This is a genomic window from Pseudonocardia kongjuensis, from assembly GCF_039526905.1.
GTDB lineage: Bacteria > Actinomycetota > Actinomycetes > Mycobacteriales > Pseudonocardiaceae > Pseudonocardia > Pseudonocardia kongjuensis.
In genome coordinates this window covers 195,976-220,741 of the sequence record NZ_BAAAJK010000003.1, presented here as the reverse complement: position 1 = coordinate 220,741, position 24,766 = coordinate 195,976, and the positions used below count along the sequence as shown (strand labels likewise).

The 24,766-nt window shown below is 74.7% G+C and carries 20 protein-coding genes; 11 read left to right on the top strand and 9 right to left on the bottom strand.

Going from position 1 to position 24,766, the window contains the following annotated elements; all coding sequences use genetic code 11:
- Window positions 1-60: 60 nt before the first annotated feature.
- The gene (locus ABD160_RS04080; protein ID WP_344018337.1) at window positions 61-1,548 is read right to left on the bottom strand and encodes a glutamate-cysteine ligase family protein; all 1,488 of its coding nucleotides are present in this window, start codon (window positions 1,546-1,548) and stop codon (window positions 61-63) included.
- Window positions 1,549-1,716: 168 nt separating this feature from the next.
- Here ABD160_RS04080 and ABD160_RS04075 point away from each other — a divergent pair, with 168 nt between their 5' ends.
- On the top strand, window positions 1,717-2,523 hold the full coding sequence (locus ABD160_RS04075) for a TrmH family RNA methyltransferase (protein ID WP_344018335.1): 807 nt from the start codon (window positions 1,717-1,719) through the stop codon (window positions 2,521-2,523).
- Between the two features lie 519 nt (window positions 2,524-3,042).
- On the opposite strand, the gene sepH is transcribed toward ABD160_RS04075, so the two are convergent.
- From sepH to ABD160_RS04060, 3 genes are all read right to left on the bottom strand, one after another.
- Entirely contained in the window at window positions 3,043-5,094 is a 2,052-nt protein-coding gene (gene sepH, locus ABD160_RS04070) for a septation protein SepH (protein ID WP_344018333.1), read from the bottom strand.
- 474 nt (window positions 5,095-5,568) lie between these two features.
- Window positions 5,569-6,705: a phosphoserine transaminase gene (serC, locus tag ABD160_RS04065; protein ID WP_344018330.1), complete on the bottom strand. Its 1,137-nt coding sequence runs from the start codon at window positions 6,703-6,705 to the stop codon at window positions 5,569-5,571.
- 65 nt (window positions 6,706-6,770) lie between these two features.
- Window positions 6,771-7,763 (bottom strand): GlxA family transcriptional regulator, encoded by a 993-nt coding sequence (locus tag ABD160_RS04060; protein WP_344018328.1) that lies wholly within the window; start codon window positions 7,761-7,763, stop codon window positions 6,771-6,773.
- 71 nt (window positions 7,764-7,834) lie between these two features.
- Between ABD160_RS04060 and ABD160_RS04055 the strand changes: the two genes are divergently transcribed.
- The 4 genes from ABD160_RS04055 (at window position 7,835) to ABD160_RS04040 (ending at window position 12,149) form a co-directional block, all read left to right on the top strand.
- The gene (locus ABD160_RS04055; protein ID WP_344018326.1) at window positions 7,835-9,121 is read left to right on the top strand and encodes an MFS transporter; all 1,287 of its coding nucleotides are present in this window, start codon (window positions 7,835-7,837) and stop codon (window positions 9,119-9,121) included.
- A gap of 66 nt (window positions 9,122-9,187) precedes the next feature.
- Window positions 9,188-10,600: a sensor histidine kinase gene (locus ABD160_RS04050; protein ID WP_344018324.1), complete on the top strand. Its 1,413-nt coding sequence runs from the start codon at window positions 9,188-9,190 to the stop codon at window positions 10,598-10,600.
- Window positions 10,597-11,247: a response regulator gene (locus ABD160_RS04045; RefSeq protein ID WP_344018321.1), complete on the top strand. Its 651-nt coding sequence runs from the start codon at window positions 10,597-10,599 to the stop codon at window positions 11,245-11,247. The genes ABD160_RS04050 and ABD160_RS04045 overlap by 4 nt, the downstream gene beginning before the upstream one ends.
- Window positions 11,248-11,360: 113 nt before the next feature.
- Entirely contained in the window at window positions 11,361-12,149 is a 789-nt protein-coding gene (locus tag ABD160_RS04040) for a cupredoxin domain-containing protein (protein WP_344018319.1), read from the top strand.
- A gap of 48 nt (window positions 12,150-12,197) precedes the next feature.
- Here the strand turns inward: ABD160_RS04040 and ABD160_RS04035 are convergent, their stop codons facing one another.
- Window positions 12,198-13,337, bottom strand: coding sequence for a citrate synthase 2 (locus ABD160_RS04035; RefSeq protein ID WP_425563575.1), 1,140 nt, complete (start codon window positions 13,335-13,337; stop codon window positions 12,198-12,200).
- Window positions 13,338-13,533: 196 nt separating this feature from the next.
- Between ABD160_RS04035 and pdxH the strand changes: the two genes are divergently transcribed.
- The 3 genes from pdxH to ABD160_RS04020 all read left to right on the top strand — a co-directional run bounded on the left by pdxH (window position 13,534) and on the right by ABD160_RS04020 (window position 17,045).
- Window positions 13,534-14,187: a pyridoxamine 5'-phosphate oxidase gene (pdxH, locus tag ABD160_RS04030; RefSeq protein ID WP_425563574.1), complete on the top strand. Its 654-nt coding sequence runs from the start codon at window positions 13,534-13,536 to the stop codon at window positions 14,185-14,187.
- A gap of 48 nt (window positions 14,188-14,235) precedes the next feature.
- Window positions 14,236-15,645 (top strand): MFS transporter, encoded by a 1,410-nt coding sequence (locus ABD160_RS04025; protein WP_425563573.1) that lies wholly within the window; start codon window positions 14,236-14,238, stop codon window positions 15,643-15,645.
- A gap of 89 nt (window positions 15,646-15,734) precedes the next feature.
- Window positions 15,735-17,045, top strand: coding sequence for a citrate synthase (locus tag ABD160_RS04020; protein WP_344018314.1), 1,311 nt, complete (start codon window positions 15,735-15,737; stop codon window positions 17,043-17,045).
- Between the two features lie 345 nt (window positions 17,046-17,390).
- On the opposite strand, the gene ABD160_RS04015 is transcribed toward ABD160_RS04020, so the two are convergent.
- Both ABD160_RS04015 and ABD160_RS04010 read right to left on the bottom strand, forming a co-directional pair.
- A complete protein-coding gene (locus ABD160_RS04015; protein ID WP_344018312.1) occupies window positions 17,391-18,524 on the bottom strand; it encodes a hypothetical protein in 1,134 nt (377 codons plus the stop codon).
- Complete coding sequence (locus ABD160_RS04010) at window positions 18,521-19,636, bottom strand: hypothetical protein (RefSeq protein WP_344018310.1); 1,116 nt, start codon at window positions 19,634-19,636, stop codon at window positions 18,521-18,523. The genes ABD160_RS04015 and ABD160_RS04010 overlap by 4 nt, the downstream gene beginning before the upstream one ends.
- A 245-nt stretch (window positions 19,637-19,881) precedes the next feature.
- Here ABD160_RS04010 and ABD160_RS04005 point away from each other — a divergent pair, with 245 nt between their 5' ends.
- From ABD160_RS04005 to ABD160_RS03995, 3 genes are read left to right on the top strand one after another with little or no spacing between them, the layout of a single operon-like run.
- Entirely contained in the window at window positions 19,882-20,634 is a 753-nt protein-coding gene (locus ABD160_RS04005) for a GntR family transcriptional regulator (RefSeq protein WP_344018308.1), read from the top strand.
- 31 nt (window positions 20,635-20,665) lie between these two features.
- Window positions 20,666-21,214, top strand: coding sequence for a GNAT family N-acetyltransferase (locus ABD160_RS04000; protein ID WP_344018306.1), 549 nt, complete (start codon window positions 20,666-20,668; stop codon window positions 21,212-21,214).
- An 11-nt stretch (window positions 21,215-21,225) separates the two neighbouring features.
- A complete protein-coding gene (locus tag ABD160_RS03995; protein WP_344018383.1) occupies window positions 21,226-22,617 on the top strand; it encodes a cryptochrome/photolyase family protein in 1,392 nt (463 codons plus the stop codon).
- Here the strand turns inward: ABD160_RS03995 and ABD160_RS03990 are convergent.
- Together ABD160_RS03990 and ABD160_RS03985 are read right to left on the bottom strand one after the other, a co-directional pair.
- Window positions 22,598-23,788, bottom strand: a complete 1,191-nt coding sequence (locus tag ABD160_RS03990; protein ID WP_344018304.1) for an ABC transporter permease — start codon at window positions 23,786-23,788, stop codon at window positions 22,598-22,600. The two genes, ABD160_RS03995 and ABD160_RS03990, sit on opposite strands and share 20 nt — an antisense overlap.
- Window positions 23,785-24,690, bottom strand: coding sequence for an ABC transporter ATP-binding protein (locus ABD160_RS03985; RefSeq protein WP_344018301.1), 906 nt, complete (start codon window positions 24,688-24,690; stop codon window positions 23,785-23,787). Before ABD160_RS03985 ends, ABD160_RS03990 begins: the two co-directional genes overlap by 4 nt.
- Window positions 24,691-24,766: the final 76 nt, after the last annotated feature.

Below are 24,766 nucleotides of genomic sequence, written 5' to 3'. Positions count from 1 at the left end.
GGTCGCTTCGGCAGGAGACCCTTCGCGATGGTGAAGCGGGTCCGGCGGTTCAGCCCGGGATCAGGCGGGGATCTCCCAGGTGTGCACCGGCTCGTTGGCGGCGGATCGGGGCAGGTAGCGCTCGAGCATCCCGTGCAGTGCGGTGATCCGGTCCGCGCCGCGGGCCTCCAGCGCCGCGACGGTGTCGAGCTGCCAGGACGCCCCCGTCTGCCGGGTCACGCACCGTCGCTCCAGCACCGTCAGGTAGCGGTCGCAGACGGCCTCGCTGACGCCCCAGCGGGCCAGACCCTCGTGCGCCAGCGGGATCAGCTTGCGCAGCGCCAGCTCGTCCGGATTGATCCAGCCGGTACCCGGCCAGTAGAGCGGCGCCTGCATGCCGTGCCGGGCGGCGGTCTGGAAGTTCTCCCGGGCGGCCTCGAACGACACCGACCGCCACAGCTCCTGGTCGGACTCGACGAGCGTGCGCAGCAGCCCGTAGAAGAACAGTGCGTTCGCGACCATGTCGACGGTGGTCGGTCCGGCCGGGAGCACCCGGTTCTCCAGCCGGACGTGCGGGGTGGGCCCCGTACTGTCGTAGATCGGCCGGTTCCAGCGCCAGATCGTGCCGTTGTGCAGGGTCAGCTCGGGCAGCTCGGGGAAGCCGTGGTCACGCATCTGGGCGACCGGGTCGATGTCGGTGGTCAGCGGCATCAGGGCCGGGAAGTAGCGGGCGTTCTCGGAGAACAGGTCCAGCACCGAGTCGATCCAGCGCTCGCCGAACCAGACCCGGGGCCGTACGCCCTGGTTGTGGAACTCGGGGGTGCGGACGTCGCAGGACTGCTCGAACAGCGGGATCCGGGTCTCCGCCCACAGCTGGGAACCCAGCAGGAACGGTGAGTTCGCGCCGAGCCCGAGCTGGACGCCGGCCAGGCACTGCGCGGCGTTCCAGTAGCGGGCGAACTCCGACGGCGCCACCTGTAGGTGCAGCTGCAGTGAGGTGCAGGCGGCCTCCGGGATGATCGTGTCGAAATCGGCGTTGACCCGCTCGTCGGGATCGCAGCCCGCGATGTCGATCCGGATCGGCTCGCCCCGGGCGTTGAGCATCTGGTCGTTCAACGCCTGGTAGCGGTCGTCCGCGGTGATCGACTCCCCGACCATGTGGCCCGGGTCGAGGGTCGGCAGGATCCCGATCATGACGAGCTGGGTGCGCAGGTCGCCCGCCTTGGCGCCGGCGCCGGCGAGCAGATCGAGCAGCTCGTGCTCGAGCTGGCGCCACTGGTCGCCGGGCAGCGGCCGCGGCGGCAGGTTCAGCTCGAGGTTCCAGCGGCCGAGCTCGGTCTGCCACTCACCTCTGTTGATCGTCTCCAGGACGTCGTGACCGTTCAGCGACGGCGCCAGCTCCGGATCGACGAGATTGAACTCGACCTCCACCCCGGTCATCGGCTCGGTCTCGGGGAAGGGGTAGGTGCGGAGCATGTCCGCCAGGGAGTCCAGGCAGCGTTGCACCTTGATCCGGTATCGCTGGCGGTCGCGCCGGGTGAACGTCGTCCGGTCGACCACCTGACCCATGCGTGAACCGACCTCCATCGAACGGGGAGCGCCTCCTCACCCTCCCGGACCAGGCCCGGTTTCGAAGGGAGAGGCAGTACACGGTGACATATCGCCGGACCGGGCGGTACCGGCTGACCGGGCGACCGGACGCGGTGAACGGTCAGTGACGTGGGACGATCGGCCGTCGTGGCCATACTCACGCCGGTTGACATCCCGGACGACCCCAGGATCGACGACTTCCGCGACCTCACCACCGCCGATCGGCGCCCGGATCGGCCCGGTGGGCGCGGACTGGTGATCGCGGAGGGCGTCGTCGTCGTGCGGCGGCTGCTGGAGTCGGCCTACCCGGTGCGTTCGCTGCTGGGGGTGCCTCGGCGCCTGGCGGAGCTCGCCGACGAACTCGACCGGGTGGACGTACCGGCCTACTCCACGGACGCGGACACGATGGCCCGGGCGGTGGGTTTCCACCTCAATCGCGGCGTTCTCGCCGTCGCCGACCGGGTCCCCGAGCCGCCGGTCGCCGGACTGCTGGAGCGGGCCCGCACGATCGCGGTCTGCGAGGGCGTCGGTGATCACGAGAACCTCGGTTCACTGTTCCGCAACGCGGCCGCGCTGGGGGTGGACGGGATCCTGCTCGGGCCGGGTTGCTCCGACCCGCTCTATCGGCGCAGCGTCCGGGTGTCGATGGGCCACGTACTCCGGGTGCCGTTCACCCGTTTGGCAGGCAGCTGGCCCGCGTCGCTCGACACGCTGCGTGACAACGGTTTCACGGTGGCAGCGCTGACCCCCGCGGCGGACGCCGAGCCGCTGGCGACCGCGGGGCTCGCCGGGACCCGGGTCGCGCTGCTGCTCGGAGCCGAGGGGCCGGGCCTCAGTGACGAGGCGCTGGCCGCCGCGGACCGGCGGATCCGGATCCCGATGGCCTCGGGGGTCGACTCGTTGAACGTCGCCACCGCGGCCGCGGTCGCGTTCCACGCCGTGACCGCCGGCTGAGCGTCGGCGGCGCGCGGGGCGGCCGGCACGTCGTGCTGCTGCGCCGCGGTGCAACTGCGCGGCGGTGCCGCTGTGCCGCTGTGCCGCGGTAGCGCGGTGCCGCGGTGCTGCGCCGCAGCGCGGGTTCGCTTGCGTTCGCACGGGTTCGGTGCGTTCGCACGGGATCGAATCCCGTGCGGATGACGGGATCCCGTGCGGATGTGTGACGGTGGCGCGCGGCCCCCGGGGCCCGGGATCGGCCGGAGCGTCGCCCCGTGGCGTTCGCCGGAGCGCTGCTGCGTCGCGGGTGTGCGCGGCGCCGTCGCCGTTGCTGTATCGCTGTGCGCGGAGGCGCGGCTATGTGGCTGTGCCGTTGCGTCGGGCCACGGGGCAGTGCCGCTGCGCGGGGGAGTCGCACCGAAGTCCGGGGCCACGCCCGCCGCCGCCGTGCCACCCCACCACCCGAGCACGTTCGCACGGGTTCGGCACGTTCGCACGGGATCCGATCCCGTGCGAACGCAGCGAACCCGTGCGAACGGATCAGCGCTGTCCGCGGACGCCGAGGAGGACCTCGTCCCAGGACGGCATGACCGGCTTGCCCTTCTTGGTCCGCCGGGAGGCCGCTCCACGCTGGCGGGACGACTGGTCGGCGGCCCCGGTGGTCGAGTCCTGTCGCTCCGAGGTGTCGCCGCCCTGCTCCGTCGCGCCGGCGCTCTGATCGGGGTCGGAGTCGGTGGCGCCGGCCCGGGCGTGGGGCTCGGCGTCGGAGTCGGTGGCGCCGGTGCGGTCGGCCGTGGGAGAGGTGGCGGAGTCCAGTCGGACTCCGGTGTCCCCGGCCGTGGTGTCGGTCGCCGTCGCGGCGTCCGGCGCCGCGTCACCGGCCGCCGATGCCCCCGGGTTCGGCTTCCCGTCCGTCGCCGCCGCGCCGGACCGGGCACTGCCGGCGCCGTCGCTCGCGGCGCTGCCGGTCGCGTTGTTCCCGGTCGCGGCGCTGCCGGCCGGCGTGTTCCCGGTCGCGGCGTTGCCGGTCGCGTTGTTCCGGTGGGAGGCGCCGTCGAGTTCGACGGCGCGGCTCGCCGTGTCACCGGCCGGCGCGCCGGTGTCCGGTCCGCCGTCCGCCACACCGGTGCCGCGCGCTGCGTCGCCGGTGGCGGTACCCCGGTCTGCGGTGTCGCGGCCCGTCGTGGCATCGGCGATCGTGTCGCCTGCTGTGCTCGCCCGGCCGGTCGCGGTGCCCGCACCGGACCCGGCTCCATCGTCGGTCGCCGAGCCACCGGTGACCGCGCCGCCGCCGGACGCCGCGCCGCTGCCGGACGCCGCGCCGCTGCCGGACGCCGGGCCGCTTCCGTGTGCTGGGGCGCTGCCGGTTGCCGAGCCGCTGCCGGCTGCCGCGCTACCGCGGGCCGGGTTGCCGCCGGGCGCTGCGTGGCCGGGTGCTGCGTGGCCGGGTGCTGCGTTGCCGGTTGCGGTGCCGCCGCCGGGTGCTGCGTGGCCGGTTGCGGTGCCGCCGCCGGGTGCTGCGTGGCCGGGTGCGGTGCCGCCGCCGGGTGCCGGGTCGCTGCCCTGCTCCCCGCCAACGGTGGCCTGCCCCGCCGCGCCACGGTCCGCGGCGCCCGCGGCCCGTGCCTCGGCCGCAGCCCCGCCGGCACCGTCGACGTCGTCGACGGAGGCGGTCCCGTCACCGGGCATCGGCTCGGCGGAGGAGGCCCCGGTGCCGGCGGCGTGCTCGGGCTCGGCGGGTTCGACCCGCGGGATCGTCGGTGCGGCGGCGGCCGGTGCCCGGGTCTCGTCGGGCCGCGTCGTGCTGCCCCGGGTGGGTGCCTCGACCCGCGGCCGCGGCGGCGGGCTGGCGCGCCGCTGCTCGGGCGCGATCCCGCGGCCCCAGGAGTCGGCCGGCGGGTGCGCCTGGCCGCCCGCGACCGCCCGGGCCGGGGTGGCCTCGGTGGGGTGGTCCCCGACGGGCTCCTCGTCGCGCGCGATGTCGACGACCGAGCCGAGCGGGCGCAGCGGCCGCGCCGGGAGGCCCTCGACGAGATCGGAGGCGTGCTCGTCCAGCGGGGACACGGTGCCACCGTGCGCCCCGGGCTGGAACGACCAGTGCGCGGCGTTGTCGGACCGCCCGGTCTGCCAGGTCAGGACGACGACCCACTTGCCGTCCTCGCCCTTCCAGGAGTCCCAGCCGGCCGCGGTGAAGTCCTGGCCGCGCAGGCCGAAGGTGTGCGCGACGGTCTCGCCGAGGGTGCGCGAGTCGGGGCCGTCGGCCCGCTGCGGGTGCGCGCTCTGGGCGAGCTCGGCGGTGCGGGAACGCTCGAGGAGGACCGGGTAGGCGAACCGCTCGATCTTCTGGGTCGGGACGCCCGCCGCGGCGGCGACCTCGTCGACCGACGCGCCGCCCCGGATGCGGGCCTGGATCTCCCGTGGGCGCAACTGGCTCTCCAACTCGATCGCGATCTGGCCGAGCCGGGTCACGTCACCACGTGCGGCAGCGCGGAGCTGCTCGTCGGCCGGCACCGTGTAGCGCTCGCGGCGCCCCGGGTCCTCGAGGACGACCGAGCCGTCCCCGGTCACCCCCACGACCCGCAACGCGCGCATCGATCAATCCTCCTGCTGTCGTCCCCGTCCGGGTGACGGTAGATGCCTGCAGCTCCGTGCCGGGTGAGGCGCGCCGTGCGAGTTCTGCCTGGTCGACGACATCCACCTGGCAGACGGATCTGCGAGACGGTCTCACTCACCGTGCCCAGGCTTCCATGACGCGTGACACACGATGCAAGTGGGGCGGATGTTACTCCTGTGACTACAACGAGTGTCTATCGATCGGGCAACGGACGCCGCGGCGAGGCAACCCCGACCGGGCCCACCGGTACCGGACGCACGACGGCCGGGCCCCGCAGGTTGCGGGACCCGGCCGGCGGGTGCTGTCCGGAGGGCGGACGCCCGGAGGTCGAGCTGCCCGGGACGAGCCCGGGCGATGAGCAGGAGCCGGACCGCCCGGGAGCCGGGCGGCTCGGGAGCTGCGCTGCTCAGGAGCTGTGCTGCCCGAGAGCTGTGCTGTTCAGGAGCTGCGGCTCAGGTGCCGAGCTGCTCCACGACCCAGTCGATGCTCGCGGTCAGCGCCGACACGTCGGCCGGCTCGACCGCCGGGAACATGCCGATCCGGAGCTGGTTGCGGCCCAGCTTGCGGTACGGCTCGGTGTCGACGATCCCGTTGGCCCGCAGCGCGGCGGCGACCGCGGCGGCGTCCACCGCGTCGTCGAAGTCGATCGTGCCGACCACCTGGCTGCGGTGCGCCGGGTCGGTCACGAACGGCGTCGCGAACGCGCTGTTCTCGGCCCACGAGTACAGCCGCCCGGACGAGTCGCGGGTGCGCGCCACGGCGCCGTCCAGCCCGCCGAGGCCGCCCAGCCAGTCGATCTGCTCGGCGAGCAGGAACAGGGTGGCGACCGCCGGGGTGTTGTACGTCTGGTCCTTGCCGGAGTTGTCGACGGCGGTGGCCAGCGACAGGAACGGCGGGATCCACCGGTCGCCGGCCGACTTCAGCTCGGCGACCCGGTCCAGGGCGCGCGGGCTCATCAGGGCGATGAACAGGCCGCCGTCGGAGGCGAAGCCCTTCTGCGGCGCGAAGTAGTAGACATCCGACTGCGCGACGTCGACCGGCAGGCCGCCGGCGCCGGAGGTCGCGTCGATGAGCACGAGCTGGTCGTCGGTCGCGTCGGCGGGCCGCTGCACCGGCACCGCGACGCCGGTCGAGGTCTCGTTGTGCGCCCAGGCGATCGCGTCGACCGACGGGTCGCTGACCGGAGCGGGCGCGGTGCCCGGCTCGGTCGAGACGACCACCGGATCGGCCAGGAACGGCGCCCCGGTCGTGGTGTCGGCGAACTTCTGCGAGAACTCGCCGTAGGTCAGGTGCAGCGAGCGGCGGCGGACCAGGCCGAAGGCGGCCGCGTCCCAGAACGCGGTGGACCCGCCGTTGCCGAGGACGACCTGGTAGCCCTCGGGCAGCGAGAAGAGTTCGGTGAGCCCGGCCCGCACGCGTCCCACCAGGTTCTTCACCGGCTTCTGCCGGTGCGAGGTGCCCATCAGGGAGTCGCCGGTCGCGGCCAGCGCGGAGAGCTGCTCCGGGCGCACCTTGGACGGACCGCATCCGAAGCGGCCGTCCGACGGCAGGAGATCGACAGGGATCTTCAGGTCGGCAGGAGAGGTCACGCTGCCAGTGTCGCAGCACCGTGCGGCCCCGCAGCGGCGACGGTGCGCCGGGCCACACCCGACGCTCAGCCCGCGCGCGGGGGCCGGTGCGCGCGCCGGTACGCCAGCGGGGCCATCCCGATCTCGGCGTGCAACCGGTGCCGCAGCGCGGCGGTCGTGCCGAAGCCGGTGCGCGCGGCGATCTGCTCGACCGGCAGGTCGGTGGTCTCCAGCAGCCGCCGTACCCGGTCCAGCCGCTGCGCGGCGAGCCAGCGGCCCGGACTGGTGCCGGTCTCGGCGCGGAACCGGCGGGTGAAGGTGCGCACGCTCATCGACGCGCGTGCGGCGAGCTCGTCGACGCCGGGGGAGCGGTCCAGGTGCTCGACCGCCCAGCGGCGCACCGCCGCGGTGTCGGTGCCGGACCCCTCCGGCATCCGGGTCTCGACGAACTGGGCCTGCCCGCCCTCCCGCCACGGCGCGACCACGTTGCGCCGGGCGGTGGTGGCGGCGATCTCCACCCCGTGGTCGCGGCGCACCAGGTGCAGGCACAGGTCGATCCCGGCGGCGACGCCGGCCGAGGTGAGCAGGTCGCCGTCGTCGACGAACAGGACGTCCGGATCGAGCCGCACCTGCGGGAACCGGCGCCGGAGCCGGTTCGCGTGCGCCCAGTGCGTCGTCGCCGGGCGGCCGTCGAGCAGGCCGGCCTCGGCGAGGACGAAGGCGCCGGTGCAGATCCCGACGATCCGCGCCCGGCCGGCGACCCGGTGCAGCAGGTCGAGCACCCGGCGGTCCGTCTCCTGCTCCGGGCCACCGGCCGGGCCGGGCGAGTGCGGACCGGCGATCGCCGGGACGACCAGGGTCTGCGCGTCCGCCAGCACCTCGGGGCCGTGCTCGGGGAGCAGCCGGTAGCCCGAGCTCGTGCGGACCGGGCCGCCGTCGACGGAGCCGACCCGCACGTCGTAGAGCGGGGTGCCGTCGGTGCCGGTGGTGGTGCCGAGGATGCGTTCCGGGATCGCCAGCTCGAAGGTGATCACCCCGTCGACGGCGAGCACCCCGACCCGGTGCGGTGGGACGGCCATGGCCGGATTTTTGCACATGTCGTCCGTTCGGCCACTGTCCCGGGCGGGCGGCACCGCGCAGTCTGATCTCCATGACGGAGGCACCCCCGCGCGCGGCGGGACGGGCACGCCGGGTGCACCCGGCCTGGTGGGTCGCCGGGGCGACGTTCCTCGCGCTGCTCGGCGCGGCCGGGTTCCGGTCGACGCCCGGGGTGCTGGTCGAGCCGCTGCACGCCGAGTTCGGCTGGTCGATCGGGGCGATCTCGTTCGCGATCGCGGTGAACCTCGCGCTGTTCGGGGTGACGGCGCCGTTCGCGGCGGCGCTGATGGAACGCTTCGGGGTGCGCCGGGTGGTGACCGTCGCGCTGCTGCTCGTCGCGGCCGGCGCGGGCAGCACCGTGTTCATGACGCAGGTGTGGCAGCTGGTGCTGCTGTGGGGCGTGATCGTCGGGCTGGGTACCGGCTCGATGGCCCTCGCGCTGGTCGCGACCGTGGTGAACCGGTGGTTCGTCGCCCGCCGCGGCCTGGTGTCCGGGATCCTCACCGCGGCGTCGGCGACCGGGCAGCTGGTGTTCCTGCCGCTGGTCGCGATGATCGTCGAGTCGGCGGGCTGGCGGCCGGCGGCGCTGGTCACGGCGGTCGCGGCACTCGCCGTCGTACCGGTCGTGCTGCTGTTCCTGCGCGACCGGCCGGCCGATCTCGGGCTGCCCCCGTACGGCGGCACCGAGGCCGACGCGGTCCCCGCGCAGCGCACCGGCGCCGCCGCGCTCGCGCTGCGCTCGCTCGTCGAGGCGTCCGGGAACCGGACGTTCTGGTTGCTGTTCGCCGGCTTCTTCATCTGCGGTGCGACGACCGCGGGCCTGGTCCAGGCGCATTTCGTCCCGGCCGCGCACGACCACGGGATGCCCGCGACGACGGCCGCGTCGCTGCTCGCCGTCGTCGGCGTGTTCGACCTGGTCGGGACGGTCTTCTCCGGCTGGTTGACCGACCGGTTCGATCCGCGGGTGCTGCTGGCCGCCTACTACACGCTGCGCGGGGTGTCGCTGTTCGCGCTGCCCGCGCTGTTCGGGACCGACCTGAACGCCAGCATGCTCGCCTTCGTCGTGTTCTACGGCCTGGACTGGGTGGCCACGGTGCCGCCGACGATGGCGCTGGCCCGGGCCGAGTTCGGCGCCCGCTCGGCCGTGGTGTTCGGGTGGATCTTCGCCGCGCACCAGGTGGGCGCGGCCGTCGCGGCGCTCGCCGCCGGGCTGGTGCGCGACGCGCTGGGCGGGTACGACGCCGCCTGGTACGGCGGGGCGATGCTGTGCCTGGTGGCGGCGGTGCTGTCGATCGCGATCCGGCGCCGGCGTGTCCCGGAGCCGCTGCCGGCCGGGTGAGGCGCCCGGCCGGTCCGGGCCGCGCGTCCCTGGCCAGCGGGACATCGCACCTGGGACCCTTCCGCGGTGCTCCGGATCCGTCCGCGTGCCCTTCCCGTCCCCGCGACCGTGCTCGCCTGGCCGGTCGCGGTGGGTTCCCTCGCGCTGGCCGTCGCCGCGCTGGTTCTGCACGCCAGCACCGTCGGCGGACTGCGGGACACCACGAACCTGCACCTCGCCGACCTCTGGCTGAGCGTGCTGGGGCCGACGGTCGGCGCCGCCGTGGTGGCCCGGGACCGGCGGACCGGTCTGGTCCTGCTCGGGACGGCCCCGATCGCCGTCGGGGCGGTGGCGGGGGCCTACGCGGTGTGGTCGGCGGAGGTGGGCGGTGCGCCCGGCGCTGCCGCCGCGGCCTGGCTGGCCACCTGGACCTGGGTGCCCTTCTTCCTGCCCGCGTTGCTGCTGCCGGTCGTCCTCCGGTCCGGTGCCGCCGCCCGGTTGGGTGCGCCGGTGGCGGGCGTCCTCGTCCTGATCGCGGTGTTCAGCGCGTTCGCCCCCGGCCCCGCCGGGCCGTTCGCCGCGGTGCCGAATCCGCTCGGCCTGGCGTGGGCGCCGTGGCTCGGCCCGGCGGCCGGGGTGCTGATCGGGCTGACCGCGGTCGTGCTGGTGCCCGCGGCCGCCCTGCTGGCGGTCGTGCGGTGGCGGCGCGCGAGCGGCGACGACCGCTGGCAGTTGGGGCTGCTCGCCGCCGGCGAGGCCGTGTTCGTGGCCGCCCACCTGTCCCCGGTCACCGCGCAGCCGCTGTCCGACGTCCTGGTGGCGGTGGGTCTGACCGCCCTGCTCGGGAGCGTCGCCCTCGGCGTGCACCTGCGGTCGGTCACCGCGGGCCTGCGCCGGGAGCGGGAGCTGCTCGCGACCGCCCGGGAGACGGAGCGGCTGCGCCTGCACCGGGACCTGCACGACGGGGTCGGGCCCGAGCTGGCCGGGCTCGCGCTCCAGCTCGGTGCCGTCGCCTCGAGGACCGGGGAGCCGGTGCTGCGGGAGCTGGAGGGACGGCTGCGCGAGGTCGTCGGCGAGGTCCGGCGGGTCGTCGACGACCTGCGCCCGGCCGGGCTGGACGCCTCCGGGCTGGCCGGGGCCCTGCGCGAGCGCGCCCGGGCGTTCTCGGCCGGGGACCTGACCTGCGCGGTGGAGGCCGACGTGCCGGACGGGCTGCCCCCGGCCGTCGAGGTGGCCGCCTTCCGGATCGCCGCCGAGGCCCTCACCAACGCGGCCCGGCACGCCGGTGCCAGCACCTGCACGGTCCGGCTGGGCACCGAGCCCGGGTCGCTGCTCGTCGAGGTCGCCGACGACGGGAGCGGGATCCGCGCCGACGCCGGGCCGGGGGTCGGCCTGGCCAGCATGCGACGGCGCGCCGAGGAACTCGGCGGGACGCTGCGGGTCGGCGCCGGGCCGGGTGGCGGCACCGTCGTCCGGGCGGTCCTGCCGGTGCCGCGGTGAGCGCACCGGTCACCGTCGTCGTGGTCGACGACCACCCGACGTTCCGGGCGGGGGTGCGGGCCGTGCTGGCGTCCGCCCCGGACCTCGACGTCGTCGGGGAGGGCGAGTCCGGCGAGCAGGCCCTGGAGCTGGTGGCCGCGCGGGTACCGGACGTCGTGCTGATGGACCTGACGATGCCCGGGATCGGGGGACTCGAGGCCACCCGGCGGCTGGTGGCCGGCACCCGCACCGCGGTGGTGGTGCTGAGCATGAGCGGGACCGACGACAACGTGTTCGCCGCGCTGCGGGCCGGGGCCCGCGGCTATCTGCTCAAGGAGTCGCCGCCCGCGGAGATCCTGACCGCCGTGCGCGCCGCTGCCGCCGGGCAGGGCTTCTTCGGGGCCGGGGTGGCCGGGCGGATCTCGGCGTTCTTCGCCGCGGCCGGTGCGAACGCCGCGCTGCCGTTCCCGGACCTGTCCGAGCGGGAGCGCGAGGTGCTCGCGCTGCTGGCCGAGGGGACCGGGAACGCCGCGATCGCGCACCGGTTGTCGCTGAGCCCGAAGACCGTCCGCAACCACGTCTCGAACGTCCTGGCGAAGCTGCAGGTCACCGACCGTGCCGAGGCGGGGGCCCGGGCGCGGGAGGCGGGCCTGCGCCGGGACAGCTGACCCCGTCCCGGCGCCCGTCCCGGCAGCCGGGGGACGACTGCCCGCTGCGGCCGGGACGGCTCCCCGGATGGGGTCCGCCGGGTCACCCCGACGCCGACGGACGGAGCCTGACGATGCCGACCCCCGACACCCGCACCACCCCCACGACGAACACGACCGCCCGGCTCCCGTGGCGCCGGCTGCTCGCCTTCTGCGCCGTGCTCACCCTGGCCGGGACGGTCCTGCTGCAGGCGGCGGGCCGGTTCGTCGGCTTCCCGTCGCTGGTCGTGGTCGATCTGATGATGCTGACCGGGCTGCTGCTGATGGCGGGCGGCGGCCGCCGCCGCATCCGCTCCGGCGCCGTGGTCATCGGGGTGTTCTCGCTGCTGAACAACCTCCACGCCGGACTGTTCCTGGCCGCGGTCAGCGCCCCCGCCGGCGACCCGGTGTCGTTCCTGACCTGCCTGGCCACCTGGATCGGGTCGCTGCTGGCGATCCCGCTCGCGGTGCTCACCGTCCGGTCCCCGGACGGCGCCGGGCCCGCCGTGCTGCGCCGTGCCATCGGCATCGTGCTGGCCGTGGCGACCGTGGCGGCCGCGGTGCTGTTCGTGACCGCGGGCGACGACCCGGCCCGGCCGGGGGAGCTGCAGGTCGCCCGCGAGCGGGACGGTGGGGGCCTGCTCGCCGACCATGCGGGCCGGTCCTTCGCCCCGGCACTGCTGAACGCCGCCCCGGGGCCGGTCACGATCGCCGTCACCAACACCGACCCGCTGATCGGGCTGACCTTCCTGGTCCCGGAGCTGGGGGTGGCACAGAAGGTCGCACCCGGGACGACCGCCCGGATCACGTTCGACGCGCCCGCCGGCAGCTACCCGTTCCTCGACGACACCTTCCTCGTCGAGGGCACGCTGGTGGTCGGCTGAGACCGGCGGCCCCCGCCCGTCGGGGCGGGGGCCGCCGAGCCGTGCGGGTCAGCCCGCGATCAGGTCCCAGCCCTCGACGTCCTGCGGGCGCCGCGGGCCCGGGCCGATGTACTGCGCGGACGGCCGCACCAGCTTGCCCTCGCGCTTCTGCTCCAGCACGTGCGCCGACCAGCCCGCCGTCCGCGCCGAGGTGAACATCGCGGGCATCATGTGCGGCGGCACCTCGGCGAAGTCGAGGATGACGGCGGCCCAGAACTCGACGTTGGTCTCGATCGGGCGGTCCGGGCGTCGTTCCCGCAGGATCGACAGCGCGGTCCGCTCCAGCTCGGCGGCCGCCTCGAACCGGGGCGCGCCCAGCTCCTGGCAGGTGCGCCGGAGCACCCTGGCCCGCGGGTCCTCGGCCCGGTACACCCGGTGCCCGAAGCCCATCAGCTTCTCCTTGCGGTCCAGCAGCCCGGTGACCAGCGCCGCCGGGTCCCCGGTCCGTTCCACCTCGTCGATCATCGGCAGCACCCGGGCCGGCGCGCCGCCGTGCAGCGGGCCGGACATGGCGCCGATCGCGCCGGACAGCGACGCCGCGGCGTCGGCACCGGTGGAGGCGATCACCCGGGCGGTGAAGGTGGAGGCGTTCATGCCGTGCTCGGCGGCGGACACCCAGTAGGCGTCGACGGCGGCGACGTGCCGCGGGTCCGGCTCGCCGCGCCAGCGGGTCATGAACCGCTCGGTGATCGTCGAGCACTCGTCGATCCGGGACTGCGGGACGGCCGGCACGCCGATCCCGCGGGCCGACTGGGCCACGTAGGACAGCGCCATCACCGAGGCGCGGGCCAGGTTGTCGCGGGCCGTGGCGTCGTCGATGTCGAGCAGCGGGCGGTAGCCCCAGTACGGCGCGAGCATCGCCAGCGCCGCCTGCACGTCCACCCGCACGTCACCGGTGTGCACCGGGATCGGGAACGGCTCGGCGGGCGGCAGGCCCTGGCCGAACCGGCCGTCCACCAGCAGCGCCCACACGTCGCCGAAGGTGACGATGCCCGCCAGGTCCTCCAGGTCGACCCCGCGGTAGCGCAGCGAGCCGCCGTCCTTGTCCGGCTCGGCGATCTCGGTGCGGAACGCGACGTGCCCCTCGAGACCGGACCGGAATCCGGGAGGTGGCGCAGGTACGTCGTGGGACGGTTCGGTCACGGTCACCGGGTCTCCTTCGGCTCGGGCCTCGCCGGTCACCCTCTCCGGCAGGGCGCGCGTCGGCAACGGGCGGCACCGGTGTGATCGGTCACGGGCCCGGCGCGCCGGGGAACACGCCGTTCGGCGGGTGCACCGGCGACCACCTGCCGCCTACGGTCGGCCCTGCGACACCCGGCGGGGGTGCACGACGGGAAGGGGACCCATGACGGACGCGCCCGAACTGGAGAGGATGCGGAGCGACTACGCCGGCCGGCCGTTCGACGTGCCCGATCTCGCCCCGACCTGGCACGAGCAGCTCGCCGCGTGGCTGGAGGAGGCCCGGGAGGCCGGCCTGGCCGAGCCGAACGCGATGGTCCTCGCCACCGCCGACCCGGAGGGGACGCCGGCGTCGCGGACCGTGCTGTGCAAGGGCCTCGACTCGGGCGGCATCGTCTTCTACACCAACTACACGTCCGCGAAGAGCCACGACCTGAACCGCACCCGGGTCGCCTCCGTCACGTTCCCCTGGTACCCGATGCACCGCCAGGTCCAGCTCGCCGGGCGGGTCGAGCGCTGCTCGGAGGCCCAGTCCGACGCCTACTGGGCGACCCGGCCGCGCGGCTCGCAGCTCGGGGCGTGGGCGTCCGCCCAGTCGACCGTGGTGGCCGGCCGCAACGTGCTCGACCAGGCGCTGGCCGGGGTGACCGCCCGGTTCGACGACGTCGAGCGGATCCCCCGGCCCCCGCACTGGGGCGGCTGGCGGATCGTGCCGTGGCAGGTCGAGTTCTGGCAGGGCCGCACCGACCGGATGCACGACCGGCTCCGGTTCGACGTCGGCCGGGACGACCGCTGGTCGGTCCGCAGGCTCGCCCCGTAAGGGGAACCCCGAGGCGCGCCGCGGGGGACCCCGTGTAGACGTGGTCCCGTGAGCAAGCGCAACGACCCCGGCGACGGGCCGACGCAGCCGGTGCCGGGCGGGGACCGGGATTCGCCCACCCGCCCGGTCGTCAACGGGGGCTCCGCCGACGCGCCGACCCGCCGGGTGCGGGCCGGCGGGCGGTTCACCGGCGCGCTGCGGTCCGCGTTCGCCGACACCACGCCGCTGCGCACGCCCGCCTACCGCAGGCTGTGGACGGCCGGGATCGTCACCGTCATCGGCGCCCAGCTCGCCGTGGTCGCCGTCCCGACGCAGATCTACCAGATGACCGGGTCGTCGGCCTACGTCGGACTGACCGGGCTGTTCGGCCTGGTCCCGCTGATCGTGTTCGGGCTGTGGGGCGGCGCGATCGCCGACGCCGTCGACCGCCGGGTGATGCTGCTGTTCACCGGCTCCGGGATCGCACTGACCTCGCTCGCACTGTGGGTGGTCTCGGCGAGCGGGGTCGGCGACGTCTGGGTGGTGCTGGTGCTGTTCGCCGTCCAGTCGGCGATGCTCGCGATGAACCAGCCGACCCGCAGCGCCGTCATCCCGCGGCTGCTGCCCGCCGAGCAGCTGCCCGCCGCGAACGCGCTGAACATGACCGTCGTGCAGATCGGCGCGGTGCTCGGCCCGCTGCTCGCCGGCATCCTGATCCCGATCATCGGGCTGCCGATGCTGTACCTGCTGGACGCGATCGCGCTGCTGGCGACGCTGTGGGCGACCTGGCGGCTGCCGTCGCTGCCCAGCTCCGCGCAGGCGGCGGGCGGGCCCCGGCCGAAGGTCGGGTTCCGGGCCGTCGTCGACGGCTTCCGCTACGTCGGCATGCACCGGATCCTGCTGGTCTCGTTCCTGGTCGACGTGATCGCGATGGGCTTCGGGATGCCGCGGGTGATGTTCCCGGAGATGGCCGAGCGGACCTTCGGCGACCCGCCCGGCGGCGGCTTCGCGCTGGGCCTGCTGTTCGCCGCGATCCCGATCGGGATGGTCGTCGGCGGGGTGCTGTCCGGCTGGCTGCAGCGGGTGCAACGGCAGGGCGTCGCCGTCGTCGTCGCCATCTGCGTGTGGGGCGGCGGGATCGTCCTGTTCGGTCTCACCGGCTCGCTGTTCCTCGCGGTGCTCGCCCTCGCCGTCGCCGGGGCGGGCGACCTGGTCAGCTCGGTGTACCGGTCGTCGATGCTGCAGACCGTCGCCACCGACGAGATGCGCGGCCGCATGCAGGGCGTGTTCATCGTGGTCGTCGCGGGTGGCCCGCGGCTCGCGGACATGTGGCACGGCGCCTCGGCGGACGTGATCGGGCCGGGGACGAGCGCCGTCGTCGGCGGGATCGCGGTCATCGTCGGCACCCTCGTCGTGGTGGCCCGGTTCCCGGAGTTCTGGCGGTACCGCGCGCCGGTCGCCGGGCGCGATTCGGGGTGACCCTCGTCGCCGCGTTCTGCGGATCCGGCGAGGCGGGCTAGCGTGTGCGGCTGAACCCATATGACCCAGCTGTGAGAGGGAACCTCCACATGTCCGACGAGACCGCCGCCCGCTCCGACTCCGCCGTCCTCAAGCATTCCGGCGGCGAGTTCGAGATGGCGGTGCACACCCCGACGGAGGGGTCGCAGGCCGTCGACGTCAGCAAGCTCCTTGGCAAGACCGGTCTGGTCACCTTCGATCCGGGCTTCACGAGCACCGCCGCCTGTGCCTCGGCGATCACCTACATCGACGGTGACGCCGGCATCCTCCGCTACCGCGGATACCCCATCGACCAGCTGGCGACCAACTCGACGTTCCTCGAGGTCAGCTACCTGCTCATCTACGGCGAGCTGCCGTCCCGGCAGAAGCTGGACGCGTTCACCACCCGGATCAGCAGGCACACCCTGCTGCACGAGGACCTGAAGCGCTTCTTCGAGGGCTTCCCGCGGGACGCGCACCCGATGCCGGTGCTGTCCTCGGCGGTCAGCGCGCTGTCGACGTTCTACCAGGACAGCCTCGACCCGCACGACGAGGAGGCCGTCGAGCTCTCCACCGTCCGGCTGATGGCGAAGGTCTTCACGATCGCCGCCTACGCCTACAAGAAGTCGGTCGGCCAGCCGTTCCTCTACCCGGACAACTCGCTGGGCCTGGTGGAGAACTTCCTGCGGATGACCTTCGGCTTCCCGGCCGAGCCGTACGAGGTCGACCCGGACATGGCCCGGGCGCTGGACACCCTGCTGATCCTGCACGCCGATCACGAGCAGAACTGCTCGACGTCGACGGTGCGGCTGGTCGGCTCCAGCCAGGCGAACCTGTTCGCCTCCATCTCGGCCGGGGTGAACGCGCTGTTCGGCCCGCTGCACGGTGGCGCCAACCAGGCCGTGCTGGAGATGCTGACCCGGATCAAGGACGTCGAGGGCGGCAACGTCGACGACTTCGTGAGCCGGGTGAAGAACAAGGAGCAGGGCGCGAAGCTGATGGGCTTCGGGCACCGGGTCTACAAGAACTACGACCCGCGCGCCAAGATCGTCAAGGAGCAGGCCGAGACGATCCTGAAGAAGCTCGGCGTCAACGACCCGCTGCTCGACATCGCCATGTCGCTGGAGGAGAAGGCGCTCGCCGACGACTACTTCGTCGAGCGCAAGCTCTACCCGAACGTCGACTTCTACACCGGCGTCATCTACCGGGCGATGGGCTTCCCGACCAAGATGTTCACCGTCCTGTTCGCGCTCGGCCGGCTCCCGGGCTGGATCGCGCACTGGCGCGAGATGATGAGCGACCCGCAGAACAAGATCGGCCGCCCGCGCCAGCTGTACACCGGCTCGGCGGAGCGGCTCTACGTCCCGGTCGGCAGCCGCTGACCGCGTAGCGACGCAGCTCGAACGGCCCCGCCGGGTTCCGGCGGGGCCGTTCGCGTGCCCGGGGTGCGGCGTGCCGCTTCGGGGCCGAGCCGCGTCCCGCGTCGCACCCCGTGGCTCGCCGAGATGCAGCTCAGCGGGCGTGGGTGATCGACAATTCCCGCTCAGCTGCATCTCGGTGGGTGGCGGGGTGCGGGACGGCGTGGCTGCAGCGGAGCCGGCGGGACCCGGACCGGAGGACCTGCTGGCCGCCCTCATCCGGCTGCTGTCCGGTGCTGCGCCACCCGTCCGGAACCTGATCCCGCCGACCGCTCGTCCGGGTGGCTCACCGCGGGACCAGACGGATGATCACCTGCCGGTTGGCCGCGGCCGCGACCGGATCGAGTTCGCCCGCGGCGTCCCGGTCCGGCCGGGAGCCGGGGAAGTCCGAGCCCAGTGCCCGGACGGTGACCAGCCCGGGATCGGCGCCGGAGCCGCGGAGCAGCAGGATCGCCACCAGCGCGGCCCGGTCCGGCTCAGCGCGAGCCGGCCCTCCGGCGTGCCGGCCGAGGACGTCGTCCCGGTGACCTCGACCTGGAACCGGCCCGTGCCGAGCGCCTCGGTGTAGGGCGCGAGGGCCCGTTCCGCGGCCGCCGGATCCCGGAACTCGGCCCGGTCCGGGAGGAACCCGAGGACCTGGTCGGGCAGGGTGGCGACGGTCGGGACGTCGACGGCGACCGGCGGTGGCTCGGCGACCGGCACCGGCGTGACCGGGGGCAGACCGGGCGGCGGTGACCCGGTCCGCGGCGACTCCACCACGTGGACGGTGGCGCCCGCCCGGTGCAGCAGCGTCGTCCAGAACTCGAGGAGTGCCTGCCGGGTCGCCTCCGGCAGCCGGGCCTGCGGCGGCACGACGTCCCCGCCGCCGATCACGACGACCTCGACGCCCTCCAGGGCCGGGAGCGCACCGTCCCGGTCCAGCCGGTCGAGGACCTGGTCCGGGTCGGCCCCGAGCAGGGCCCCGTCCCGGTCCTGGAACGGCAGCGGCGCGACGGTCTGCAGCAGCGACCCGGTCAGCAGGATCCGGTGCGGCTGCGGCAGACCGGACAGCGTCCGCCCGGCGAGGACGAGCGCGCCGAGCGGATCGGCCTCCGGGCTGCGGGCGGGTGAGTCGAGCAGCCCCCGGGCCTGCTCGCGCACCGCGTCCAGCTCGGTCGCCGCTGCGAGGTCGTTCTCGGCGTCGGACGCCAGCGGGAGCGTCGCGAGCACCTCCGGACCGCCGTCGGTGGACACGAACGTCCAGGTCGCGCCGGTGCTGATCGCCGTCTCCAACTCCTGCTCCAGCTCGGGCACCCAGCCGGTGGCCGAGCCGGTCCGGGCCCCGCCGACCACCACCGTGCTCCCCGGTGCCCCCGCGACCGCGGTCGCGCACCCGGTCGCGGTGAGCAGAGCAGCGAGCAGAACGGCGCAGGCGCGGGCCGCGGTCCCGGTCCGGCGGTTCACGACTGCTCCAGCGCGGGCGGGGCGTCGTCCGGGCGACGGTGCTCCGGCGCACCGAGTGCCCGCAGGTAGGCGGCGCGGTACACCTGCTTGAGCTCGCCCGCGAACGCCCGGCAGGTCTCGACGGCGCGATCGCGCTCGCCGTCCAGCGCGGCGAGCCCGGCCCGGGCGGCCCGGAGCCGTTCGGTCACCCGGTCGGACTCCCAGCGCCGGGCGACCGTCCCGGTGTGCCCCCGCGCCGCCCGGCGACCGGCGTCGCGCCACGGTCGCAGGTAGGGGTTGTACCGGCGCATCGCGTGCACCAGCACCACCAGGCCGACGGCCAGCGCCACGGCGAGCCAGCCCAGGGTCAGCACCCAGGGGCCCACCCCGGCGAGCTCGGGCAGCGACGGCCGCGGTGCACCGGTGCCCGCCCCGCCCGGCAGCAGCAGGAACCGCGTCCGGACGACGGCGGCGAACACCGACACCGCCGCCCAGAGCGTCCCGGCGGCGACGATCAGGGCGGTCCTGCGTGGACCCCGCCGCGCTCCCCGACGGCGGGCCTCCAGCATCTCGCCCAGCTGCTTGGGCAGCAGCACCGTCACCAGGACGACGCCCGCGGCGAGCACCGCGGTCTCGATCGGCGACACGCCCATCACCCGGAACGCCAGGTAGTTGAGGCTCGCGTCGACCAGCGCGGCGCCGCTGTAGATCAGGACGCTCACCGTGACGGTGAGCCGGGCCCGCTCGGACATCCGGCCCGGGTCGGCCCAGTTCCCCTCGTCGGGGGCGCCGCGGCCGGTGGTGAGGATCGCGGTCAGCCGGTCGCGCTCGCGCACGGCGGCGGTCTCGGCGGCCCGGGCCTGTTCGGCCTCGCGCTCGCGGTGCCCGGCCTCGGCGGCGGTCTCGGCGATCCGCTCCAGCTGTGCGGCCCGGGCGGCGCCGTGCGCCCGGCCGATGTCGGCCTCCCGTCGTGCGATCCGCTCGTCGATCGCGCGGTCGGCGACGGTCGGCGGGCGGTCGTGCTGCGGGACGGCCGACCAGTCGGTCGCCGCGTCGGCGGCGGCCTGCCGCTCGACGAGGCGGCGTTCGTGATCGGGATCGTAGGGGGTGAGGAACTCAGCTACCGACGTCATGGAACCTCTGCCTTCGGGATCGACGGGCCAGGAGTGCGCGGGTGGTGCGGAACATCGGGGATCGCATGCCTTTCTCTCCGGAATATCGGAGCCTGGTATGCCTGTAGGAACAGGTATGGCAGGAGTGACTGTAACGCCTGGCGTGCTCAGATGCGAGACTCATCCGAACGTGCGAGGGGTCCTGCGGTAGCCGACCGCGCGCCCGGAGTACGGTCTGCCGTCACAGCTGTCATGACAGGAGGGACATGTCCCCGGCGAAGCACGAACACGTCGCGACGGTGCTGCGTGCCCGCATCCTGGGCGACGTGTTCGGTGAGCAGGGCAAGCTGCCCAGCGAGGCCGCGCTGATCCAGGAGTTCGGGGTGTCGCGCACCACGATCCGGTCTGCGCTGTCGGCGCTCACCGGAGAGGGACTCGTCCGGTCCGAGACCGGCGTCGGGACGTTCGTGCGGACCCGGCGGCGGCACGTCTACCGGCCGCAGGCCGATCTCGGTAGGCCGGTCGAGAACCCGGAGGCGGACCACTTCCTCCGTTCCGAGGCGGAGCACGACCCGTCGCAGGCCATCCGGGTCGGCCTGGAGCCGGCCCCCGAGGTCGTCGCGACCCGGCTCGGGGTGCAGACCGGCGAGTTCGTCGCGGTCCGGAGCCGGATCCGCTACTTCGGTGGCGTCCCGTACCAGATCAACGACAGCTACTACCCCCGCGAGATCGTCGAGGGCACCGACATCCTGCTGCCCGTCGACATCGCGCGCGGCGCCAACACGGTCCTGGCCGAGCTCGGGCACGAGCAGGTCCGCTGCCGGGACGAGATCTACATCCAGATGCCGACCCCCGACGAGGTGTCGCGGCTGGACATCCTTCCCGGCACACCGGTCGCGGTCCACCTGGTGTCCGGCTTCGACGCAGCAGATCGGGTGGTCCGTGTCGTCCGCAACGTCCTGCCGGGGGACCGGCACATCATCACCTTCGACCGCACCCGGCCCGACGACGACGCCTGAGCCGCGGATCCGGCCGGCCGGCCCGGCCGACGTGCCCGTCGTCCTCGGCATCCTCGCCGAGGCGACGACCTGGTTGGCCACCTGCGGAACCGACCAGTGGCAGGTCCCCCTCGAGAGCCGCCGGTCCCGGGTCGAGCAGGACGCCGCCGCGCACACCCTGTTCCTCGTCGCCGACCGGGGGATCGACGTCGCGACCATCACGGTCGACGAGTTCGCCGACGCCGACTTCTGGGAGCAGGCCGACGATCCGGCCTCGGCGCTCTACGTGCACCGGATGGCGGTGCGCCGCTCCGCCGCCGGCCGAGGCATCGGATCGGCGATGCTCGACTGGGCCGGACGCCGCGCGTGCCTGCGCGGCCGGACGCTGCTGCGGCTCGACGCCTGGCGCACCAACCACGGCCTGCACGTCTACTACAAGAACCTCGGCTTCGAGCACGTCCGCGACGTCGAACCGCCCGCGGACCGGCCACGCGGCAGCGGCATGCTGTTCCAGCGGGACGCCGGCTACCACAACCCGCTGGGCCCGCAGATCGTGCAGCGGTGGCCCGTTCGCCGGGCGCGATCGTCGAGGTCTCGCTAGCGTCGACCGTCATGGCGCCGAGCACTGCTGTCGTCTGGTTCCGGCGCGACCTGCGGGTCGCCGACCAGCCCACGTTCCTCGCCGCCGCGGACGCGGCCGATCGCGCGCTGGCGCTGTTCGTGCTGGACCCGGCGCTGCTCAAGCCCTCCGGCGCGGCCCGGACGAACTTCCTGTACGGCTGCCTGCACGAGCTCGACGAGGCGCTCGGCGGGCGGCTGCTGGTGGTCCGGGGCGACCCGGCCGACGTGGTGCCGCGGGTGGCGGCCGCGGTCGGCGCGACGACGGTGCACGTCGCCGCCGACTTCGGGCCCTACGGCCGCGAGCGGGACGAGCGGGTGGCGACGGCGCTCGCCGACGGCGGCGCCGAGCTGGTGCGCACCGGCTCGCCGTACGCGGTCGCGCCCGGCCGGGTGGAGAAGGGCACCGGCGGGCCGTTCAAGGTGTTCACCCCGTTCAGCCGGGCCTGGGCCGATCACGGCTGGCGGGCCCCGGCCGCCACCGACGCCTCCAGCGTCACCTGGCTGGACCCGGCGGACAAGGACGGCGGGCCGCGCGCGGTCCGCATCCCGGACGACGAACCCTGCGACGCCGAGCTGCCGGAGCCGGGGGAGCGCGCCGCGCTGGCGCGCTGGGCGGAGTTCCTCGACGACGCCGTGCAGCGCTACGGGCCGGACCGCGACGTCCCGGCGAAGGCAGGCACGTCGGGCATGTCGCCGTACCTGAAGTACGGCTGCGTGCACCCGCGCACGCTGCTCGCCGATCTCGGGCGCCGGCGCGGCGACTCGGTGTCGACCTACCGGACCGAGATCGCCTGGCGCGAGTTCTACGCCGACGTGCTGTACCGGCGCCCGGACTCGGCCCGGGGCAACTACGACACCGCCTTCGACCACCTGCCGCTGCGCACCGGCACGGCCGCCGACGCCGACTTCGACCGCTGGCGCGAGGGCCGGACCGGGTTCCCGATCGTCGACGCCGGGATGCGCCAGCTGCGCGCCACCGCCTGGATGCACAACCGGCTGCGGATGGTCGTCGCGTCGTTCCTGGTGAAGGACCTGCACCTGCCGTGGTGGTGGGGCGCCCGGCACTTCATGACGCTGCTGGTGGACGGCGACCTGGCGTCCAACCAGCACGGTTGGCAGTGGACGGCCGGCTCCGGGACGGACGCCTCGCCGTACTTCCGGATCTTCAACCCGATCACCCAGGGGGAGCGCTTCGACCCGGACGGCGACTACGTGCGGCACTGGGTGCCGGAGCTGGCCGGGATCGCCGGGAAGGCGGTGCACCAGCCGTGGAAGCTGCCCGGCGGCATCCCGGACGGCTACCCGGAGCCGATGGTGGACCACCGCGCCGAGCGGCAGGACGCGCTGGACCGCTACGAGCTCGTCAAGAACGCCCGGGGGTGACCCGCAGCGCCTCCCGCCAGGTCACCCGGGCGCCGGTCCGCAGGATCGAGTTCCGGTAGACCCGCGCGGCGAGGGCCACCATCCCGGCCAGCGCCGCCAGCGCGATCAGCAGCGCGACCAGCGGCTCCCACCAGGCGGTCACGCCCAGCGCGGTCCGGGCCGGCATCAGCGTCTGGGAGAAGAACGGCACGAACGACAGCACCGTCGCGACCGTGTTCCGCGGGTCGGTCGGCAGGATCGCGACCGCGAGCAGGAACGGCAGCAGCAGCGGCACCGCGATCGGGGCCGTCACCGACTGGAGCTCCTCCTGCCGGGACACCAGCGCGCCGGCCGCCGCGTACAGCGTCGCGAAGAGGAAGAAGCCGACCAGGTACCAGGCGAGGATCGACGGCAGCATCCCGACCAGCAGCGCGGGCACCGCGAGCACGCCGGTGGCGAGCGCGATCGTCGTCCCGATCCCGCCCAGGATCAGCAGCTGCAGCAGGCCGACCAGGCCCAGCCCGAGCACCTTCCCGGCGAGCAGGTGGCCGGGCCGGACGGTGGCGAGCAGCACCTCGACGACCCGGCTGGACTTCTCCTCCACCACGCCCTGCGACACGGCGGCGCCGTAGGCGGTGACCGAGAAGAACAGCAGCAGGGTCACCGCCAGCGCGATGCCGATCCGCTGGCCGCGCTCGGTGTCCACCGGCTCCAGGGTGCGGACGCCGACCGCGGACAGCGCCGTGACCTGCGCCGGATCGGCACCGGCCGCGGTCAGCGCGTCGTTCACCATCCGCTGCTCGACGACCTCGGTCACCAGTGCGCGCAGTCCGGCGCCGACGTCGTCGCGGCCGACGAGCTGGTGGCTGCCCGGCCCGCCGGTGAGCATCGCGTCGGCCTCGCCGGAGCGGACCATCGACTCCCCGGTGGCCCGGTCGCCGGCCTCGGTGAGCCGCAGCTGCATGCCCCGCCGGTCGGCGCCGGCCTGCAGGTCCGCCCGCAGCTCGGCGGCCTGCCCCTGCACCACCAGCGACGACTCCGAGGTCTGGCTGCCGACGAACGCGAAGACCGCGCCGTAGCCGCCGAACACCAGCAGCATCAGCAGCAGCCCGACGAGGAAGGTCCGCGAGCGGACCTGGGTGGTGATCTCCCGGCGGGCGACCAGGGCGATCGTGGCGGCCGGTCCGGTCATGCGGCGGCACCGCCGGGGACCCGGTCGGCGACGGCGTCGCGGTACAGCTCGGTCAGCGGCGGCAGGTACGGCCCGAACGCGCGCACCGGCCCGGCGGCCAGCGCGGCGGAGAGCAGCTCCTGGTCGTCGGCGCCGGGGGCGAGCTCGACGCGGGTCCGGTCGCCCGCGCTCTCCAGCACCGTCACGCCGGGCAGCCCGTCCGCCCAGCCGGGCGGCGGCCCGGTCACGTCGTAGCGGTCGCCGCCGCCGGAGCGCAGCTCGCGGACCGAGCCGACCGCGACCATCCGGCCGGCGGAGATGATCCCGACCCGGTCGCAGAGCCGCTCCACCAGCTCCAGCTGGTGCGAGGAGAAGATCACCGGGGTGCCGGCCGCCGCCCGCTCGCGCAGCACGTCGCTCATCGTGTCGACGGCGGCCGGGTCCAGCCCGGAGAACGGCTCGTCGAGCACCAGGACGTCCGGGTCGTGCACCAGCGCGGCGCACAGCTGCACCCGCTGCTGGTTGCCCAGCGAGAGCTTCTGGACCTCGTCGCCGCGGCGCCGGGCGAGGCCGAGCCGCCCGGTCCAGTGCTCGGCGGCGGCGACCGCGGCCGCCCGCGGCACGCCGTGCAGCCGGGCCAGGTAGACGAGCTGCTCGACGACCCGCATCTTCGGGTAGAGGCCGCGCTCCTCCGGCAGGTAGCCGATCCGGCGGCGGACCTCCGCGTCCACCGGTGAGCCCTGCCACGACACCGATCCGGCGTCCGCGTCGAGCACGCCGAGCACGATCCGCATCGTGGTGGTCTTGCCGGCGCCGTTGCCGCCGACGAAGCCGAACAGCTCCCCGGGCCGTACCTCGAACGTCACGTCCTGCAGGGCCGTCGCGGTGCCGAACCGCTTGGCGAGCCCGTCGATCGCCAGCACGCCGGGGACGCTACACCGGCCGCCCCCGGCCCGGCCGGGCGTGATCGTTGCGCGGGGTAGCAGTTCCGGATTTCGC